Here is an 18,281-nt window from a genome sequence, read left to right as displayed (position 1 = left end):
ACGTATTGAAATGGAACCAATAAAACTTTATTACGACGCCTTTATCTTTGATATGGATGGAACATTAGTAAACTCCGAGCCGCTCAAAGGCCAAGCATTAGCGCTGACCTGTAAAGACTATGGTTCCATCGTTGACCACCGTATTTATCAAAATGTAATGGGTATGAAATGGGAAAATGTCGTTCAGTATTTTTTCAAAGTTGGAGAAATCGAACCAGAGAGACAAGAGTTTAACGATAAATTTAAGGAACATTATCAATTACTCCTTTCACAAAGATTATCTATCAATAAAGGTGTCGTTGGCCTCCTACAGCAACTAAAATCTTCTGGGAAGCGATGTGCGGTTGTAACTTCTGCGCAACAGTGGATGGCTAACCAAATACTGGAAGCTTGTAAACTTGAGCACTTGTTTGATCTTGTCATCGCTAAAGAGCATGTTTCAATGCACAAGCCAGATCCGGAAGCTTATTTGTTGGCGCTATCTAGATTAAATGTAACCGCAAGTAAAACCATTATCTTTGAAGACTCGGCTCCAGGACTTCAGGCTGGTTTAGCTAGTGGTTGTGAAGTCATTGCATTTCAACATTCTTTCAACATAAACAATGATTTTTCAGGTGCGTTAAAAATCATTGATGATTTCTCACTTGTCAGTTAAGACCAAAATGCTCACCCTAAGTTTATTTGACTTATTGTATGACATATATCACAGCAACTTGTACCCAAATGATATTAAAATAGAAATCCCCCACTCAAAGATAAAGAGACGAATGAACACTACCACCACTCTTGTTTATGACACTTTGAAAAGCCTTGCTGCTCACGCTCCTGAGCAACATGCCGAGATTCGCCAGCGTTTATATGAGCAGTTGAGCCTGCCATTTAACAAGCAGCTCTCGTTATACGCTAATGTGCTTGGTCCTATCAGCTCAGGTAAGTTAGCGGGATGCGACAATATTGATAAAGCGGTTGAACTGGCACTGGATGTGCTGGAAGGCCGAAATAAGTAGTCCCCCCTTTAATACGTAATATAACGGCCCAGATCTTCCCCCAGATCGGGCCGTTTTTTTATTCTCGTCATTTATCTATTTGAATTTTAGTCACAAAAAAGGCGTAGATGATCCACGCCTTTTGTTTTAGTAAGTTCTATGTTGTTTATGAAGTTTTGAACTGCGCGACCGCTTGGTCCATATCGTTCGCTTGCTCTGCTACCTTGTCCACTTCAACTAAGCAATGCTGCGCCGAAGCGTTATTGTCGTTCGAGATAGTGTTCAGCTCAGTAATTGAGTCACTCACTTGCGCCATTACTGCGCCCTGCTCTTCAATCGCTGAAGCAATACGTTCTGAATTACCTTGGATGCTTTCCATGTCGCTCAAGATAAGTTGCAAGCTCGCATCCAGCTCTTCCGAATCTTTCAGCGTTAGTTGACCTTGTTGATTACACTCGCCAATCTCTGCCATCGACGCCTGCATCTGGCTTTGAATTGCACTCACCACTGAAGTTATCTCTGTGGTCGATTGATGCGTTCTGCTTGCTAGTGCGCGTACTTCATCGGCAACTACCGCAAAGCCACGACCTTGTTCACCCGCACGTGCTGCTTCAATTGCTGCGTTCAATGCCAATAGGTTAGTTTGTTCTGCAATGCCTTGGATGATGTTTACTGCATCGCCGATCTGGTCAACATGATGGTTCAGTGAACTGATCGAATCTTGGCTGCTTGAAAGACGTTCAGACAACTGGGTGATGTTGCTGATGGTTTCAACCACCACTTCACGGCCTTTATCGGCATTCACTTTCGCTTGATGTACACCTTCAGCGGCAACCGATGTGCTTTCAGAGATCTCGCCAATGGTGAGTACCATCTCTTGAACTGACGTTGTCATTGTAGATGTGTGATTTGCTTGAACTTCAAACTGTTTGATTACTGACTCTAGCTCATCATGCATGTTCGATGTGCTTTGTGTCAGTTGCAGTGACTTAGATTGAGAGGCAGCGATAAGCCCTTCCAGTTGATCCAACAGTTGGTTGAAGTATTGGCCTAAAGTGCTGAGTTCGTCTTTGCCATCTAGGTGCGAACGAATAGACACGTCGTTAGAATCAACGATGTTACGAATCACCGAAAGCAGTGACTCAATTTTACCAATGATAGAACGGACGATTAACCAGCTGAACAGAATGATCGACACGAGTAGCGTGACGCAAAGGATGTTGTTGATCAGCGATAGCTTGTCCATCTCTTGCTGCGTTTGTTGGTCTAGCACCGCGGAGAACTCTTTAAATTGAGTTTCGATAGCATGAGAACCCGAGCGAGCTTGCCCAAGCAGACCTTCGTTGTGCTTCAAGCCAATCACTCGCTTTTGCTCAACCACTTGGCGAGCAGCGTCAATCAAAGCAGCTGAGCTACTCATATTTGAAGTTATAGAAAGAACACTCGGGTCAAACTCCCCCTTCTCAATTAAGTCATTGAACAGGTAAAGCTCGATTTTTTGTTCCGCACTGGCTGTCGCGCTGATGTTATCGAGCAAAACATGAAACTCGCCTAGCATACCTTTGTCACGTGATAGCCCATAGACTTCGCTCGCTTTAACTAAGTTAACAAAGCTGGTGTGGTAGGTTTCGATGTCTTCACGTAGGTGTGTGCTGTTGGCTAAACCTAAATCACTGAGCACTGTATCTAGCTTAGATTCAGACGCTAAGAATTTTTTGTAGTTTACGTCGAACTTGTCGAGGTATTTCATATCGCTACGCAGTAAAAAATCTTTCTCGTTACGGCGAAGGTTGAGCAAACGCACTTCAAGCTCTTTGGTAATTTGTTTGGCTTCGCTCATTTGAGCGGTGGTGTCTGCAAATTGTGATGTGGTAAACAGCAGTGAAATCATGCCGAAGATGGAGAACATCCCCAACGAATAGAGCTTTTTCTTTATATTCATATACGTGGCTCGTCTTTACTAAATTAACTATGAGTATCTAAATAAATCGCATCAAAGAATGGATATCCAACTTGCGCGACCTGGTTATTGTTATATTTTTTGTATCAGTAATGAGCACTAAATCTAGCGACTGTTCAGCCCACCAGCAGTGACATTCTCAATGGTATTCAAACAGAGAATGAATCTTTTCACTAAAGATAAAAGCATCAATAACACAAATTGAATACATGTACATTAGTTGAATGATAAAAGTGAGAGACAGCTATTTGACGGAACATAAACAGACTGAACACCACGGCATACAAGGCATTGAATAAAAAGACTTTGACGCACATTTGGACGCATTATTTATGATGACATTTTTTTGGCTCTCCAGAAGAGCACGAGCGAAGCGCAATATTGGAGGTTTTGACTTGGTTTTTAAACAGTGAATCCGTCTATTGATGATTGTACAGTAGAGCGTAAACGGCGAAAAAGATGGACCTACTCAATTCGAGTCAGGTCCATCTTTTGATTTTCTAGTCAATCGCTTTGCAGCTAAAGAGTTAGGTGCGAATTCAAGGCTGGCTAAAACGCTTTTACCATCTTGGTTAGGCACTTCAATAACACCGCTTTCTCGTCTTCTTCGATATCTTGCGTCAGCTCATTAACCAAATTCAAGTGAAGCTGGTTATGGTGGACGTGGATCTTCTGCCCTTCATCCGTCAAGGCAACCACAATCGCACGACGATCTGTTGGGTGTTCATGGCGCTCAATCAATTCAGCTTTAACCAACTTTTCTATTTGAACAGTAAGTGTACCCGTGGTAATACCCAACTTTTCAGCGAGCTCTTTCATTCTTAACGCACCATGCATACCAAGTACTTCAATGGTGTGTACTTGAGCCAGGGAATAACCCGTCTCTTTGACAACAGACTGCTCCCACGAAGACATTTTATCGTAGAACTCAGTCAGTATTTGGTTAAGCTGTTCTATATTTCGCATGGTCGTTTGAATGCACTTCAAGAGTAAGATGATTAATCTTATCAAACTTGGCGAGCATTTGTTTATATTCAGAGACGGTTTTATCACTGTTTGATTCAAGAGTAATCGCTGCTGAATAGTGATGCCCACTCACCTTCCACATATGGAAATCGGTGACCGACGCATAAGGCGTTAAGGTTTTGGTCACTGAGTCACGATAATCTTGGTCGATATTCTCATCCAGCAGGATTGGGCTGGTTTGTTTCATAAGGTTCATCGTCCACTTAGCAATCACGAATGCGCCAACCATTCCCATTGCTGCATCTAACCAGTTCCAACCGTAAAACTTACCAAATAGCAGCGCAACAATCGCAAGCAGCGAAGTTAGAGTATCCGCCAACACATGCATGTAGGCTGCGCGTAGGTTGTGATCATGATGGTGTCCGTGATCATGATGGTGATCGCCGAGTAAAAACATACTCACTACATTCACGGTTAAACCAATACAAGCAACGATGATCGCTTCATTGAACTGAATTGCTTGTGGGTTAAACAAGCGATGTACCGATTCCACCAGCATCAACAATGCCACAATCCCCAACGCAATCGCGCTGGTATAGCCCCCTAGCACGCTGACTTTGCCAGTACCAAAAGAGAAACGTTCGCTCTCGGCATGTTTCTTCGCATATCGGTATGCAAATAAGGTGATGCCAAACGCCGCAGCATGCGTCCCCATGTGCCAACCATCAGCAAGTAACGCCATAGAGCCGTAAATAGTACCGGCAACGATCTCGACAACCATGGTGATGATAGTTAACAAGAGAACGTAGAAAGTACGCTTTTCACCTTGGCTGTTATGTGAAGAAAAGTTGTGTTGGTGACGTGTTGGAAAACTCAAAATGGCGTCCTTAGCTTGTGTTTGTGGTTAGATGATCGTTGCAAATAGAAGCCCTTTGATTGACAAGTAATTTGACAATCAAAGTAATAATTTGAAATTTAGTTTGATTATCAAACTTTGTCAACGATGAATTTTGAAACTCTGATTTGCGGGACGAATAGTTGATGGTGAGCGCTAGTTTGTTCCAAAGATTATTGATTCAGTAAAAACGAGGCTTTCCAGGGACAAAAAAGCCCACTCGAGGTGGGCTGATTGAGTCAAACTCAATGATTGTATTTATTTGTTTTGCAATGAAATAATCTCATCATTCACCCAACCTAACAGCTGCTTGGTTGCTTTCGACAAGACTTGGTTCTGCCGAACAATATAACCAAGACTGGTGCTCGAGAAGTTGGTCAATGGTGTCACTTTCGAATGCAGGTGCTGCTTGGTTGATACCGCAAACTCCGGGACAATAGCCACACCAAATCCCGCTTCTGCCCAGTCGATTTGAGCATCGACACTCCCTACTTCCATCACCCTATAATTAGGTAGATTAAGGCTTGGTAAACCTTCATCAATAAAGTCACGCGTTCTCGTATCATGACCTAGTAGAATCAAAGTGAGCTCTGCATCAGAGTCTCGGATATCAAACCCATCGCCAAGCGCACACCAAGAAAGCTCTTGCAGCTTAGTGAAATACAAAGACTCGTTGTGCTGCTCTTTGGCGATAACAAAACCAATATCCGCTTGAGCATTTTTAACTAAATTCGATGCCTGAGATGACGTGGTATTCAAGAGCGTAAGGTCAATACCGGGATACTGCGCTTTGAACTTCTGGAACGGACGAATTAGCAAAAATCGAGAAATGATGTCACTTACGGCAATGGTTAACGTCCCTATTTTAAGGTCGTTAATGGCATTGAGATCGGCCTGACAAATCTGCAGTTCGAGTAGCGTTCTTTGGCTTGTTTCCAATAGCCGTTCACCCGCTTGAGTCAATTGAAAAGGGCTTCTCTCTATCAACTTTATGCGTGTTTGTTGTTCCAGTTGTTTTAGGTGCAAACTCACATTGGGTTGTGTCATGTGCAGTGCATTGGCCGCTTTCCCAAAATGCTTGTACTCCGCAAGCGTCACAAACGTCTTCAACAAATTAATATCGAGCATCATGTCCTCTCTCTCGTGTCACTAATATCATTCCCTAAAAGTAAAGAATGCCCCATCGTCATTCCCTACAGTGAGGAACGAACGTGATAGGGAATCTCGTTTGTAGCTTAAGACTTTAAGGATATATGAAATCCTTATCAAGATAATAAAGATAATTAATTTCTCTTATCCACCTTGTAGGCCTAACATGATTCCTCAATCAGTTAGGAGAAAAATTATGCCATCTATCGTTGTTGTGGGCGCAAACTGGGGTGATGAAGGCAAAGGCCGCATCGTCGATTTTTTAGCAGACCAAGCTTCTGCTAGCATTCGTTTCCAAGGCGGAAACAATGCAGGTCATACTGTGGTAAATGACTTCGGTACATTCAAACTGCACCAACTACCTAGTGGTATTTTTAATCCTAATTGTACGGCGGTTCTTGGCCCTGGCATGGTGATCAGCCCTGCTGCGCTAACTGAAGAGATTGCAGAAGTTCAAGAGGCTGGCATCAAAGTGAAAATGGCGATCTCAGATCGTGCGACACTGTGTCTCCCTTTACATGCTCTTGAAGATACGCTTGAAGAAGAGCGTTTGGGCGATGGCGCTTACGGCTCTACACGTCAAGGCATTGCACCAGCGTACGGCGATCGTGTAATGAAGAAAGGCATTCTTGTCGGTTGGCTGAATCAACCTGAAATTTTAGAGCAGCGTATTCAATTCCTACTTGATTGGAAGATGCCTCAGCTTAAAGCGCTCTACCCTCAATGTGACTTCTCCCAGACTGCTTCTGAAATGACAGAATGGCTACTTGAAGTAACTAAAGCGTGGCGCCCGTTCATCTGCAACGTAACTGAGCCGCTTAAAGCGCTGCAATCACAAGACGCAAACCTACTGTTTGAAGCTCAGTTAGGCGCAGGTCGCGACCTTGTCTACGGTGAATACCCTTGGACAACATCTTCGAATGTAACCGCAGCTTATGCTGGCATTGGTAGCGGTTTACCTGCACTTCGTCCTGAACGTGTTATCGCTGTTGCTAAATCATTCAGCTCGTCTGTTGGTACTGGCACGCTAGTAACTGCAATGGAAGAACAAGATAGCTTCCGCGAAAGCTCTAACGAATACGGCGCAACAACAGGCCGCCCACGTGACATGGGTTACTTCGACGCGGTAGCAACTCGCAACGGTGTTGACCTACAAGCTGCAACGGAAATAGCACTGACTAAGATCGATTGCCTGTCTGGTTTGTCTGAACTTAAAATCTGTACCGCTTACTCAGGTGAACATACTGAGAACCCGATTTGGCCACAAACGGCTGAGCTAAAGCCCGTATATGAAGATATGGCTGGCTGGGATGAAGACATCACGGGTTGCCGCACGTTTGAGAGCCTTCCTCAAGCAGCGCAAGATTACGTTACTCGTATCGAAGAGCTGATGGGTGTGCCAATCGTGATGGTATCGGTAGGTCCAGAGCGCGAGCAAATGATCATTCGAGGTTAGTTTAGAAGACGACAAGATCTACATCAAAGCCCACATTCAGTGGACTTTTTTGATTGTTCATAAAGAACGAGATAACACAAGGAATTACAGACACAAAAAAGCCCACACTAGGTGGGCTTTTTTGTTTGTTCATGAAGAACGAATTTGGTGCCGCTACTGGACTCGACTATCCAATATATCAAATTGAGTAGTATGGGAATTATAAAAATAGAATTTAAAAATGTTACTTCTGGTGTTACTTAAGTTTAGAACTGACCTTATTGAACCTTGTTACAGTCCAATGCCAGCTCAAATTAGCTTCAAACTATTGCGATTTAGGTTTAGGTTCAGACAAACAGCCCATCTACCTCAATAGTAATACCACTATTGACACTATAACTCGCACCGGCTTTGGCACCATCAGAGTGCACTTTGATTTTTTCCACGATATCTGGAACTAAACGCCTTTCTAACGTTTTATGGAATGCACTTAATGACTGACGTACGAAGTCTTTCGTCAATTTAGGTGTCAATTCAAAATCATTCTGACGCCACTGCCCCTCATCTTCTAAACCCATGCTTTTGTACAAACGCACGTCGGCTTTCATTGAGTCTAATACTTCTAAATATTCACGTGTTTGGTCAACGTCTTCTTCAAATATTCGCCCCAACGTTTCCGTTCTCATGGCTTTTTTGACGAAGAATAAGTAAATAGCTAGCGCTTTAGCTGTAAGTTTTACAGGTACACCAGCCACATCTAATGTCTTATCCTTGGTCGAAATTTTTACTTTAATTTCTGAGCTATGAGCGCTATTCAAAGCTGATACAGTTTTTGAAAACGAATGGCTTTGCATTTGATTATAAATTGACTCATCAACCTGACGACGCATTCTTACAAACGGGATTTCAGCTAGGGTGACGTTAGCGTCCTTGGTGTTTACGACCTTTTTTTTATCTCTCCCGACGATGTACTTATCATAAGGAGTTGGGTAATAAAATTCACTCACAAACTCAAAATCATCGTCTACGAACACATGACTCAGCACGTCTTGCTCACGACCATACAAAGACATTGCGTAGCCCATGTAAAAAGCCATTGTCTTTCGTCCACCAGCAATTGAAGCATGAATCGCAACATCGTCATTACGAGTCAGCTCCTCTACTTTCTGTGTAATAAAGTCAGCCATGACGACTTGGTCTGCTTCGGCCTTTGCATCATCTAACACATTGCCTTCTTCATCAGAGATCAACCAAATATTGTCAGAACTAAACTTAATGTCTGGAAGTTGATAATCTTGTATTAACTTGTTCCAATGACCATCTTGAAATAACCCTTCTTCTAGCGTTAGCTTAGAGTTAGCGGTAGTAATCACAAATACTTCATCAGGCATTGTTTTACCTTGATGATTCAATGCAAACAACGTTTCAGTTAGGACTTGAGGACTTGCGCCTGTTACGGCTACCAAAATATTTTTCAAAATAGGCTCACTAAGTTATTTGGTCTTGTATGAAAAAGAAGGACTTAATAGTTATGCTATCGTCTAGATACCATAAAATTCGTCACCATCTGTTTGGTCTGTCTCCTGATTGATAATCTTTCCACAGCCTAGACAATCTGGAGTTAAGTCAGTTGGCATCATAATTATCAAACCACAGTGTGGGCATAGATCACCTTGTGTTAGCATTCACTTAGTTCCCCAAACGCTACAATGTAGCTACCGCCCCAGCCAGTATTGTGCTCTATACAAACACCATTGCGAACTTTCAGCATGCTACAAAGCTGCTCTACCGTAAGTTCAACATCAGAAATATCAAAACCAACAGCTTGAGATAATTCATTGTTGATATAAACAAACTCACCAGCTTCTAAACAAAAACCGAATAGAAACGTCGGATCTTCCTCAAGCTTATCCCAACTCTGCACGCCCTCTCCTGCAATTTGAACTCCAGAAAACGGGGCGAACAGCGGTGTCTCATCACCTTGAATTTTTACCAATTGTATCGTCATATGCGCTAAACCCTTGTTTGTTCGAACGCTATGATAAAAGTTAGATAATTCAGATTGGTATTCTTAAGCTTATGAATGCTCAAAATGAGAAACTCCCTGCGTGTTTGAGCTGAGAGTTTATAGAAAGAGTCATATTTGGGTAAAGTAGCTAAGAAGTTTACTTGCAAAACCTATAGATAAAAGACACTAATCGCACCCTTAGCCACAGTGATACTTTTGTCATATACAAACCAAAAAAGAACAAACTCATTAACAAAACATCCACCAATTGGTTACCAGTTAGCCGTACTAAGCTAATATTTAGTACAGCTATTAAGGCCGAATCAAGAGACACAACCAATACAATGCCGATAATAAGTTCAATTACAAAATTACTGCTCGATTCTGGTTCTCTCATCAATCTTTACTTTTCAAATAACGTTTAAGTGGCGGCCACACCATTACAATCGCGGTAACTAGAGTGATACTTCCAGATATAGCCCAAAAGGTTAGATTCATTTGTTCTTTTGTTAATGCCATAATTGTGGCTATAGAGCTGGCGGGGACGAGCAAAGCAGCCACAAGTGATACTAACAACAAAACCGTGTTGGATGATTCGTCTTTCTCTTGCTTCCATAACGCATGGTTATGCTCCAGCTCGACGAATGCTTTTTGTTCTATTAACTCTAAATCTGCTTGGCAGCACAGATATTGATACAATCTCTCTGCAAAAGGGTAAGTAGAGACATGAGACATTTTATACGATCGTCTAAATAGGGATATCCGTTCGTAAAGCCTCGCTCTTTGTTTGTTCGGGCTTAAAATCATCTCATCTTTAAAACGACCGAGCGTTGTTCGTTGGCAAATTACCGCGGCTAACAAATCAAGATAGTACTGGTTCGTCGCTAAGTTCCAGTTTAGTGATGATTCTCCTGGGGTTTGATCTACAAAAACAAGACGATTCAGATTAAATTGACAGCGCCAATCAGACCAGTAGTGAAATTGGTTCTCGATAAGCCTCTGTTTTTCGTTTTCAGAGAGCTTATACCTAGGGTTAGAAAAATTGATTCCTGCGCTAAGCTCACTCACACAAATAGTGTCAGATTGGTCAAAATCACTTACTTGCTTAATCCAAGAACAACTAACAAGCTCATGACCAAAAGCATCTTCTTCATAGTGGCTGTTATTGCTTAGAGGAAGGCTTAGTAAGTCACTAATGTGTTGCTTTAATCCTTTCTTTTGTTGTTCTGAATCCTCCCATAGACAAACATTATGCCTTTCCGTTCTCGGCTCCCATTGAAAAACAGTTCTATTGAGCTCAGCAATACTAGTTGCACTTAGGTTATCGCTAGATTCAAAATGCAAATAAAGCAGACTCACCTCGCCCATTTGGAGAAGCTGTAGCTTGGTAATACAGACCGAAAATTCGTGATTAAACGATTGTTGATTAGGTACCAAAGATAACAACGGGCTATCACTCAATTTAGCTTCAAACACGTAGCGACCTTGTTTCATTGGCCTTAACAAATCGGCACTAGATCTAGTATAGAAGCGTCTTATATCTTTGATCTCATGATCTTGTAAATCTTCGCTCCAATGTTTCCAATTTCCTGAGTTCACAAGTTCTAAAAATGATTTCTTTGAGATAAAGAGCGGTAAAAATCCCCACCCCTGCCATTTATACTCAGCCATTAAGCTTCAACCGCCTCTGTCTTGGGTAAATTATTACTGATCCTAGCTATAGAATAGCGCTCAGCAAGTACACGTACATGCTCTATCTCTTCCACCGATAGTGTATTTTCAATGTAAGCACTTAGCTTTGAATAAGGTCTTTCGTCTCGAGGAATTCTCATATACGAATCACATAAATCAGTGTACTCCCTTAGGCTAGATGCATCCTTTTGTAACTCTTCCTCAAGCAGACAGTAACGAATGGTCAAGCCAGATATACTTGATAGCCTACCCCAAGCTTTCAAGCCTATAGGCTTAGCAGGTAAAGCTTGAGTCCCACACATAAGGATGGCTTTCTGCCCTGACTCTAACCCTTTTGACAACCAATCGAGATTTGCTCGCGTAATATTGACAACTGGGAGACCGAACTCATCAAGTGTGACTTCTCCATCTCCAAAAGAGACCTTTTGCCTTTGATGAAACTCGTTTAAGTTACCTATGATATTTTCGTCATTTAATGCTGTAACTGTCGCCAATATTCCCTCTAAATCATATTCAACGCAGGTTTCTCCAAATGCCACAATCGCTCTTTGAGGCTTATTTTTGCCGACCAAAAAGACCCGTGTTTGAAGATAACCAGATGAGTACCCAATAATCTCGTCAAAGGATAATGCTTCGTCGGTAATACCAAGTGCTCTTTTCGAACTGACCTTTGATAAGTCTAATCCTTTAAGGTTAACTAATTGAGACTCTTCTAAGATATGGTTCGAGCTAATCGTACGTGTAAAGTCGCTAGAGCGAAGCTTATCTACCTCGGTGTAAGGTAACTTATACGCATCTTTCGGCAGCAGTTGTTCTGAAACAGCACAATAGCGATAGGCTCGCTGCACGGTGCGAATTGGGACACCGTGTTCAAGCGTCTCTTCCCCCAACGCTGTTAATTTAAACCTTCCATCAATAAAAGTAACAAAGGAACGGCCTGCCATTTCACTCAAGTGCTTTGTGACAAGTTTTTCTGCTAAACCAGTCAAAGTTACGATAGATTGAACAGAACTGACACCTTGCTCTATCAACTTGAAGATCATTAAATCTATATCACTTAACTCCTCTCTACTTCGCTCTTTTACCAATATTTTCACATTTAGAATAGGTAACAGACTATCTCGAACATAAAAGAGCGTTTCATCAGATCCGATCTGAGAATTTAGTACTTCAGCGTAACTCTTCAAGGCATTGAAGTAAGGATTACTATTTGTTTTCTTTTTAGCCATTTTCATTTACCAACATTGTTTTAGAGCTAGGATTGTGTGTCGTTCTATATTTGTTTTGAACGCTTGGGCGCTTAACGACCTTTTCGTTTGGCAGAAAACGGCTCGCTTGGATTAGCGCCCCTTTCTCATAACACTGACTCTTCAGCAGCACCATCGCTCTCTTGAATTCCACATCATGAGCACTATCTCGGTCTGCACCTTTAGTCAATGTTTGAGAATCACCGATCATTACAAGCTGCTTCTTAGCTCGTGTTTGAGCAACATTAAGTCGGCGCCAATCCGCAAGGAATCCAACCTTACCTTGTCGATTCGAACGCGTGAATGTGAATATGATCAAATCTCGTTCTTGCCCCTGGAAACTATCTACAGAAGCAACCAGTTCATTTAGTGGCATCTTGAGTTCCAGTAGCTCACCACGCTTTTGTTCTCTGCGTATTGCGTTCTGGATGGCTTTCACGTGATTTGCGTAGGGAACAATAACCCCTATCTCTCGGTTCTCAGCAAGTTCTGGCATCTCCTGAATTGAAGACTTAAGAAGCTCAATAACTAGATTTGTCTCACAAACGTTATCTTGCACCACCGCTCTGCCCTCTTCTGATGTCGACTTTTCACCTTTATTTTCTAACCAAGTCGTGTCTATCCAAATCATCGGCTGTGGGCAATATGACAGTAGCGGTTTTTTCTTATCCATACCGACACCAGCAAAATAGTTGCCCTCATAAAAAGCTTCCGAGACAAAATCACTAATAATGGAAGGACAGCGGAATTGTGTATCCAGCATGATTTTTCGGTCGTCCGGAGCGGCATTCCATAGGTGCTCAAACCAACTCAGTCGATAAAGGTCTTTGTAGTCACCGAAGTCTTTAGCTTCAACTTCTTCCAGTACTTCATCACTGACGACAGGCGGTAACTGCTTATGATCCCCTACTAATATCGCTTTATCGGCTCGGGACAAAGGGACAATCAAGTTGTGGAGTTGTATCTGACCAGACTCATCTACGATCACAACATCAAAGTCGAGTTCTCTAAATAGGGCTTTGGTATTGATACCAATACAAGTAGCACCAACCACGTTTACGTTTTCGATTAAGATTTTATACAGCGCCTGTTGACGCTCGGTTTTCAATTTATTGAACCACTGCGTGAGGTTGCTATGAATACCCGAAACTTTACGCAACAGTTCATCCAATTGAACCAGTTCTAATTTCGTTACTCTGTCCTCAGACTGCCCTGGCAGAACTACCTCATCAACTAGGGAAGTGACCTTTCTAAAGTAAGCATCAATCTGTTGATTACAGCTTTCAATAAGCTGTTGAGCTTCCTCTATAGACTTCTCTGTATTGGCAATAGAGGCCATAGTCGTTGTTCGTGATTCGCTAAGTTTTCCAGACTTTATATGAGAGCTTTCTATACGGCTATTGACTAGATTGGTCTTTTTAGTGTTTATCCATCGAGAAACAGACTTAAAAATCGGCCACTCTTTTTGCTCAATTTCTTTTAATTGAGCATTTAATCGACGAATAACATTGTCGTGAGAAAGAATATGCGATTCTATTTCAGCCAACTCTACGTGTAAGCTTTTCTGCCTATTAATATGATGGATGTGATCACTTTGAACTTTATCTGCATTATCCATTTTCGCGATAATTTCATTTCTACTCGCAAGCAGTTCATGAATATAAGTGAGTTGAGACTCTAGGTTTTTCAGTGTCTCATCGGCTGAACTAAACATACGCGCTTGCAATTCAGCGGCTTTATTATCGAGTGTAATGTCCTCCAAGCAAGAGCTGATTTTATTTTCGTTGCCTATACGTAAACACTCAAAATCGTCTTCTTCAGCCAAACGTTCTAGTACATTGTCGACCGCTTTATTGTTTTGCGATGTCACAAGAACACGTTTACCCTGCGCCGCGAAGTACTTCACCCACTGAAGAATAACCGTGGTTTTACCTGTGCCCGGAGGCCCTAGAACCAAAGTGTAATCATTACTACCAGCACCACTATCAATCGCTTTGACTTGCGACTGTGTCGGTGGAAATTTACTTGGAGGTAATGGAACCTTAACTGGGGTAAGAGGCTCATGTTGATACACTTTAGCGGCTAAAGGTAACAACCATGGGTTTTTGGATGACTCAGACTCTAAAGAATCTACAACGGAGTTTCTTACCTTCTTTAACGTCGGTAGAGCCGCAATAGCCAAAAGCGCTTGATCTGGTATTTGTGAATTTAACGCTTGTTTCTCGATGCTAACGTGAATGATAGGTTCATTCTCTATAGGGGTGAGATCCGCCACCTCTAATAATATATCTGTTGGCTCTCGCATTTCGTCGAGCATTTCAAGCAGCGTTGGTTGTACTTCAAGTAAGCGGGAATAATCAAATTCATCTAACGTAATTTCATAGTGAAGACGGTAGGTTGTTCGCTCACTTCGAGCGCTGATAGAGGTCGCATTGAAAGGCATACATTGCTGAGCCGCAATTCTTTCGAGTTCATATTCAGAATCAATGAAACAGCGCAACACATCGACCATCTCTTGCTCTTCGTAGCAAAGCGCCTCCTCTTCTGCTTGTTCTGGTTCTAGCTCCTCGCCCTCCACATTCCACGGAGAATTGATTGCATCGAGTAACTCAGTTGCGTATAAGCCATACTTAAATCTCACATCACGAGCTTCCAATCCATTGCCAAATTCGCGGCCCGTCAGAAACTCAATGCCATCAAACTCGAGCAAAGTCCCATGCTCCAGCATGCGCTGACGGTCTTGGTTGTTCGCATAGTAAATGCGACTCACCTTAAGCGTATGTTTTTCCTCACTCTTGGCAACATTAATTGTGATTTTATATTTACCAATAAGTAAGGTGACGATGACGGTATCTTTCGGCTTAAATGAAGAAGCCCAAGCTTTGTTAGTTGACTTTAGTTGGCTTATAACCGCCTCTTGACCTTCACCATTGTCAGGCCAGTTTTTATCCAGATAATTATTTTCCAAACGGTACAATAGAGGAAGAACGGAACCATATTTAGCTGATTTATCTTCCGGCCAAAAAGGCACGGTTTGATTGTATGCAGACATTACGATTACCCCTTGCTATTGAGTTGCTTAGATGCCTCTTGTAAGGCTTTGACGATAGTAAATACTTGTTTACTGCGCTGACTACAGTCGAACGTTAACCCCTGCTGCAATGCATCACGGAGCTTTGATGGTATAGAGGTAGGCAAGTGAATGTTCATCTCATCCCAATCCGAATTATCAAAATTTGGCTGAAGTACCAATGGTTGGCCCGTCAATAAATAGTGAATAAGTTGGCAGAATGAAAAAATGTCCGACGACTGTGTGAGGCTCACGTGTCTCACAAATTCTTGCTCCGGGGAGCGATAATGTGCTGTCCCTTCCTCAAGGTAACGCTTTTGGTTGGATAAACCAAAATCAATAAAACTGACTCCGGCGACATTCTGATTTTTGTCGCTGTGCACAATGATATTTTCTGGTTTGAGGTCTCGATGGGTAACACGATAACGATGAAGTTCAACCAACTTCCAACCAATTTTCTCTGCCAAGCGCAGGCGTTGTGCAAACTCTCTACGATTATCTGGTGCCACCGTTACAAACTCATTAAGAGGCTTACCTTCAACCCAGTCCATAAGAAGATAATGCTTCTTTCCTTCTTGCCAATATTGATGGCACTTAGCTGCAACACCAAACGGCAAACGGTTCAGAGCAACAATCTCATTTTTAATGGCTTTACTAGCTTTAAGATCCTCGACCTCAATCTCTTTTAACCCGTAATACAAACCAAGCTGAGGCAATTTGACGCGATAAAAAGCACGTTTCGTCGCTTCGCACTGATAGATTACCTTTTCCTTGGGGTATTGTTTGGCATAGCCACTTGTCGTCATTTCCATGTCTTTAAGACCTCTATCACTTGCTCAATTGTTGGACGGTATTTAGGTGTAACGTGAAGTATTCTCTGCCAAAACTCAGCATGTTGTCCTGATAGCTCTAACTTTTGACACAGCTGTTTCCAATATGCTGGGCGGCGCCCCTTACTAACTAATTCTTTCGTCGATTGCTCAAACGGCAGTTCCCCACTTAACGAATAAAACACGACTAATCCCAGACTAAAAATATCGGAAGAAAACGTTAAAGACTGACCAGGTTCATTTACTTCCGGCGCTTGGTACTTCTGCTCGAACGTTCTTCTAGCATTTAGGGGCAGTGTCGCAACCATTTCTTGCTGACATAACTCGAAATTTATCAACATTGGCTCGCTTCGTTCGGTAACACGAATATTTGATAAGTTAATGGCTCGATGAATAATCTCGGGGTCACCCACGCTCTGAATCTGTTGAATGGTTTCTGCTAATTCGATCAGTAGGTTCAGTTTCTCTTCTTTTGTAGGGTTCGCACTAAGCCATTGTTCAAGTGTTACAGCAGGAGCTTTTTCAACGAACACATAAAACTTGTCTTCAAGTAGTTCCTTATCTTGATAGCGTTGAACACCATCCACTCGGCTCAAGCGCTTAAGCACTAGAGCTTCTCGACCCAAGCTCTTGAGCTCGGTTTGGCGATGTACAGCGCTTAGGTGATCTAAGTTAAAGCACTTCGCCCAAACCTGTTCGTTAAACAGAACGGCGTTATAAACGGTAAAGTAATCTGTTGATTCCGACTCAACCGCTTCCAGTTCTACTTCGTAATCTCCAACGGTGATGGCACCTTGATACTGTTCAACAGGAGATGCCGTCAGTTCCTGAACCAGCTGATTTATTTCCGATTCAAGCAAACGCCGTTTTGGTTTTTTACCAAATCGAGAGCGGCAGAACTTAACGAGTAGCGAAGATACCTGTTCGGTTTGCGCAACAATGACTTCCCCCATCTCCATAAAAGGAGCCGAAACTGTTTGACCATCATAAATACACTCAACATTGGCGTTACGATTCGTAAACAGTACTAAGCCAGTATTTTTTAATTCTGGCAGCAGCGCTTTTAACTCAGGTAGATCTCCAAACCTTCTTAAGGCTTCTCTGAGCTTAGTGACCGGATTCGAGAGGTAAGTGCGACCCATATCATTATCGACCAACAAGCTGTTTCGTTTGTTCGTGCACATATCAACTGCGATACTGCCGTGATGATCTTTCAATTCAAGCGGAATCACACCAAACGGATAAATAAGCAGTCCATCAAACAAACGGGATGAGTTTTCACTCAAGATCGGCGGGCAAGAGACAATTCTAAAACCTTCGAAAAGCGGTTGTGTGAAAAGTTGTGTTGCTAATTCAGCTAAGCCTCGGCGTTCATGTAAACGCTCTTCTTGTGCCCCAACAAACGGATTGTATGGCCAGTCATTTTCTACAAAAGAGTGCGAGTTCGACATCGGAAAGATAAGTGCAGACCAGTCTTGGTCAACAACCGCCGGAAGCAGTTTTTTTTGCAGTTGGCCACTGGTTAGAGCATCAGAGGTTAAATTAAGCTCACACATCCTTTGGCTGCTTAAACCGTCACTGGTTAAAATGAACTTCGAAATCCCATCATTATCAAGGTTCATGTGATGAACGATAGGCGTGATTTCACTTCCAACAACAGAAATAGGTTGAGATTCAAAACCACGAGATTCGGCTCTTTTAACCCCCTTCTCAACTCGATAAAGCCGAATGTTTCCTACCCAATACAATTCAAACTCTTCTGCCTTCTGAGTGATGATGCCAAAGGTAGATTGAACCCCATTGTTGAAAAAGAGTTGATGCAGATCTTCTATCACTTGTTCCGCGACAAACAGCTCATTAGTTTGATTCACGGTTAACCAACTACTTAGCAGGTCTATCCCCCTAGCAACGTCGCAACCCGATACCAGGTCTGCGATAAGTGCCTGACGCCCTGATTGATGGATCCAAGTAAAATCGCCAATATTGTCTTTACCGGATACATCCTTAAACTGTAATTCCATAATATTTATCTAAGCCATTGTT

General features: G+C 42.4%; 14 protein-coding genes. 3 read left to right on the top strand and 11 right to left on the bottom strand.

Translation table 11 applies throughout. The features are described from left to right. Window positions 1-10 precede the first annotated feature (10 nt). Both ACED41_RS03700 and ACED41_RS03695 read left to right on the top strand, forming a co-directional pair. On the top strand, window positions 11-655 hold the full coding sequence (locus ACED41_RS03700) for an HAD family phosphatase (RefSeq protein WP_065583616.1): 645 nt from the start codon (window positions 11-13) through the stop codon (window positions 653-655). Between the two features lie 112 nt (window positions 656-767). After that, window positions 768-1,007 (top strand): PAS factor family protein, encoded by a 240-nt coding sequence (locus ACED41_RS03695; protein WP_004733935.1) that lies wholly within the window; start codon window positions 768-770, stop codon window positions 1,005-1,007. Window positions 1,008-1,152: 145 nt separating this feature from the next. Here the strand turns inward: ACED41_RS03695 and ACED41_RS03690 are convergent, their stop codons facing one another. The 4 genes from ACED41_RS03690 to ACED41_RS03675 all read right to left on the bottom strand — a co-directional run bounded on the left by ACED41_RS03690 (window position 1,153) and on the right by ACED41_RS03675 (window position 5,938). Continuing rightward, window positions 1,153-2,877: a methyl-accepting chemotaxis protein gene (locus ACED41_RS03690; protein ID WP_371724528.1), complete on the bottom strand. Its 1,725-nt coding sequence runs from the start codon at window positions 2,875-2,877 to the stop codon at window positions 1,153-1,155. Window positions 2,878-3,495: 618 nt separating this feature from the next. Beyond that, complete coding sequence (locus ACED41_RS03685) at window positions 3,496-3,912, bottom strand: MarR family winged helix-turn-helix transcriptional regulator (protein ID WP_017059185.1); 417 nt, start codon at window positions 3,910-3,912, stop codon at window positions 3,496-3,498. Next, the gene (locus ACED41_RS03680; RefSeq protein ID WP_371724503.1) at window positions 3,890-4,789 is read right to left on the bottom strand and encodes a cation diffusion facilitator family transporter; all 900 of its coding nucleotides are present in this window, start codon (window positions 4,787-4,789) and stop codon (window positions 3,890-3,892) included. The genes ACED41_RS03685 and ACED41_RS03680 overlap by 23 nt, the downstream gene beginning before the upstream one ends. Window positions 4,790-5,065: 276 nt before the next feature. Beyond that, window positions 5,066-5,938, bottom strand: a complete 873-nt coding sequence (locus ACED41_RS03675) for a LysR family transcriptional regulator (protein WP_017059183.1) — start codon at window positions 5,936-5,938, stop codon at window positions 5,066-5,068. A 214-nt stretch (window positions 5,939-6,152) separates the two neighbouring features. Here ACED41_RS03675 and ACED41_RS03670 point away from each other — a divergent pair, with 214 nt between their 5' ends. After that, the gene (locus ACED41_RS03670) at window positions 6,153-7,412 is read left to right on the top strand and encodes an adenylosuccinate synthase (RefSeq protein ID WP_102547907.1); all 1,260 of its coding nucleotides are present in this window, start codon (window positions 6,153-6,155) and stop codon (window positions 7,410-7,412) included. 326 nt (window positions 7,413-7,738) lie between these two features. Here the strand turns inward: ACED41_RS03670 and csm6 are convergent, their stop codons facing one another. The 7 genes from csm6 to ACED41_RS03635 all read right to left on the bottom strand — a co-directional run bounded on the left by csm6 (window position 7,739) and on the right by ACED41_RS03635 (window position 18,259). Further along, the gene (csm6, locus tag ACED41_RS03665; protein ID WP_371724502.1) at window positions 7,739-8,869 is read right to left on the bottom strand and encodes a CRISPR-associated ring nuclease Csm6; all 1,131 of its coding nucleotides are present in this window, start codon (window positions 8,867-8,869) and stop codon (window positions 7,739-7,741) included. 200 nt (window positions 8,870-9,069) lie between these two features. Continuing rightward, a complete protein-coding gene (locus ACED41_RS03660; RefSeq protein WP_136982980.1) occupies window positions 9,070-9,399 on the bottom strand; it encodes a hypothetical protein in 330 nt (109 codons plus the stop codon). A gap of 396 nt (window positions 9,400-9,795) precedes the next feature. After that, a complete protein-coding gene (locus ACED41_RS03655) occupies window positions 9,796-11,070 on the bottom strand; it encodes a hypothetical protein (protein ID WP_017071517.1) in 1,275 nt (424 codons plus the stop codon). Continuing rightward, window positions 11,070-12,320: a hypothetical protein gene (locus tag ACED41_RS03650; RefSeq protein WP_371724501.1), complete on the bottom strand. Its 1,251-nt coding sequence runs from the start codon at window positions 12,318-12,320 to the stop codon at window positions 11,070-11,072. Before ACED41_RS03650 ends, ACED41_RS03655 begins: the two co-directional genes overlap by 1 nt. Then, a complete protein-coding gene (locus tag ACED41_RS03645; protein ID WP_371724500.1) occupies window positions 12,313-15,390 on the bottom strand; it encodes a DEAD/DEAH box helicase in 3,078 nt (1,025 codons plus the stop codon). Before ACED41_RS03645 ends, ACED41_RS03650 begins: the two co-directional genes overlap by 8 nt. Window positions 15,391-15,395: 5 nt before the next feature. Beyond that, window positions 15,396-16,214, bottom strand: coding sequence for a serine/threonine protein kinase (locus tag ACED41_RS03640; protein WP_371724499.1), 819 nt, complete (start codon window positions 16,212-16,214; stop codon window positions 15,396-15,398). Continuing rightward, window positions 16,211-18,259 (bottom strand): protein kinase family protein, encoded by a 2,049-nt coding sequence (locus ACED41_RS03635; protein WP_371724498.1) that lies wholly within the window; start codon window positions 18,257-18,259, stop codon window positions 16,211-16,213. The genes ACED41_RS03640 and ACED41_RS03635 overlap by 4 nt, the downstream gene beginning before the upstream one ends. Window positions 18,260-18,281 lie beyond the last annotated feature (22 nt).

Source organism: Vibrio sp. 1F255, from assembly GCF_041439145.1.
Lineage (GTDB): Bacteria > Pseudomonadota > Gammaproteobacteria > Enterobacterales > Vibrionaceae > Vibrio > Vibrio crassostreae_C.
This window is presented reverse-complemented; position numbering and strand designations above follow the sequence as displayed.

What these genes read in the sequence shown, in the direction of transcription:
- ACED41_RS03700 (WP_065583616.1), top strand. Translation starts at nt 11, where the DNA reads ATGGAACCAATAAAACTTTATTACGACGCCTTTATCTTTGATATGGAT.
- ACED41_RS03695 (WP_004733935.1), top strand. Translation starts at nt 768, where the DNA reads ATGAACACTACCACCACTCTTGTTTATGACACTTTGAAAAGCCTTGCT.
- ACED41_RS03690 (WP_371724528.1), bottom strand. Translation starts at nt 2,877, where the DNA reads ATGATTTCACTGCTGTTTACCACATCACAATTTGCAGACACCACCGCT.
- ACED41_RS03685 (WP_017059185.1), bottom strand. Translation starts at nt 3,912, where the DNA reads ATGCGAAATATAGAACAGCTTAACCAAATACTGACTGAGTTCTACGAT.
- ACED41_RS03675 (WP_017059183.1), bottom strand. Translation starts at nt 5,938, where the DNA reads ATGATGCTCGATATTAATTTGTTGAAGACGTTTGTGACGCTTGCGGAG.
- ACED41_RS03670 (WP_102547907.1), top strand. Translation starts at nt 6,153, where the DNA reads ATGCCATCTATCGTTGTTGTGGGCGCAAACTGGGGTGATGAAGGCAAA.
- ACED41_RS03660 (WP_136982980.1), bottom strand. Translation starts at nt 9,399, where the DNA reads ATGACGATACAATTGGTAAAAATTCAAGGTGATGAGACACCGCTGTTC.
- ACED41_RS03655 (WP_017071517.1), bottom strand. Translation starts at nt 11,070, where the DNA reads ATGGCTGAGTATAAATGGCAGGGGTGGGGATTTTTACCGCTCTTTATC.
- ACED41_RS03650 (WP_371724501.1), bottom strand. Translation starts at nt 12,320, where the DNA reads ATGGCTAAAAAGAAAACAAATAGTAATCCTTACTTCAATGCCTTGAAG.
- ACED41_RS03645 (WP_371724500.1), bottom strand. Translation starts at nt 15,390, where the DNA reads ATGTCTGCATACAATCAAACCGTGCCTTTTTGGCCGGAAGATAAATCA.
- ACED41_RS03640 (WP_371724499.1), bottom strand. Translation starts at nt 16,214, where the DNA reads ATGACGACAAGTGGCTATGCCAAACAATACCCCAAGGAAAAGGTAATC.
- ACED41_RS03635 (WP_371724498.1), bottom strand. Translation starts at nt 18,259, where the DNA reads ATGGAATTACAGTTTAAGGATGTATCCGGTAAAGACAATATTGGCGAT.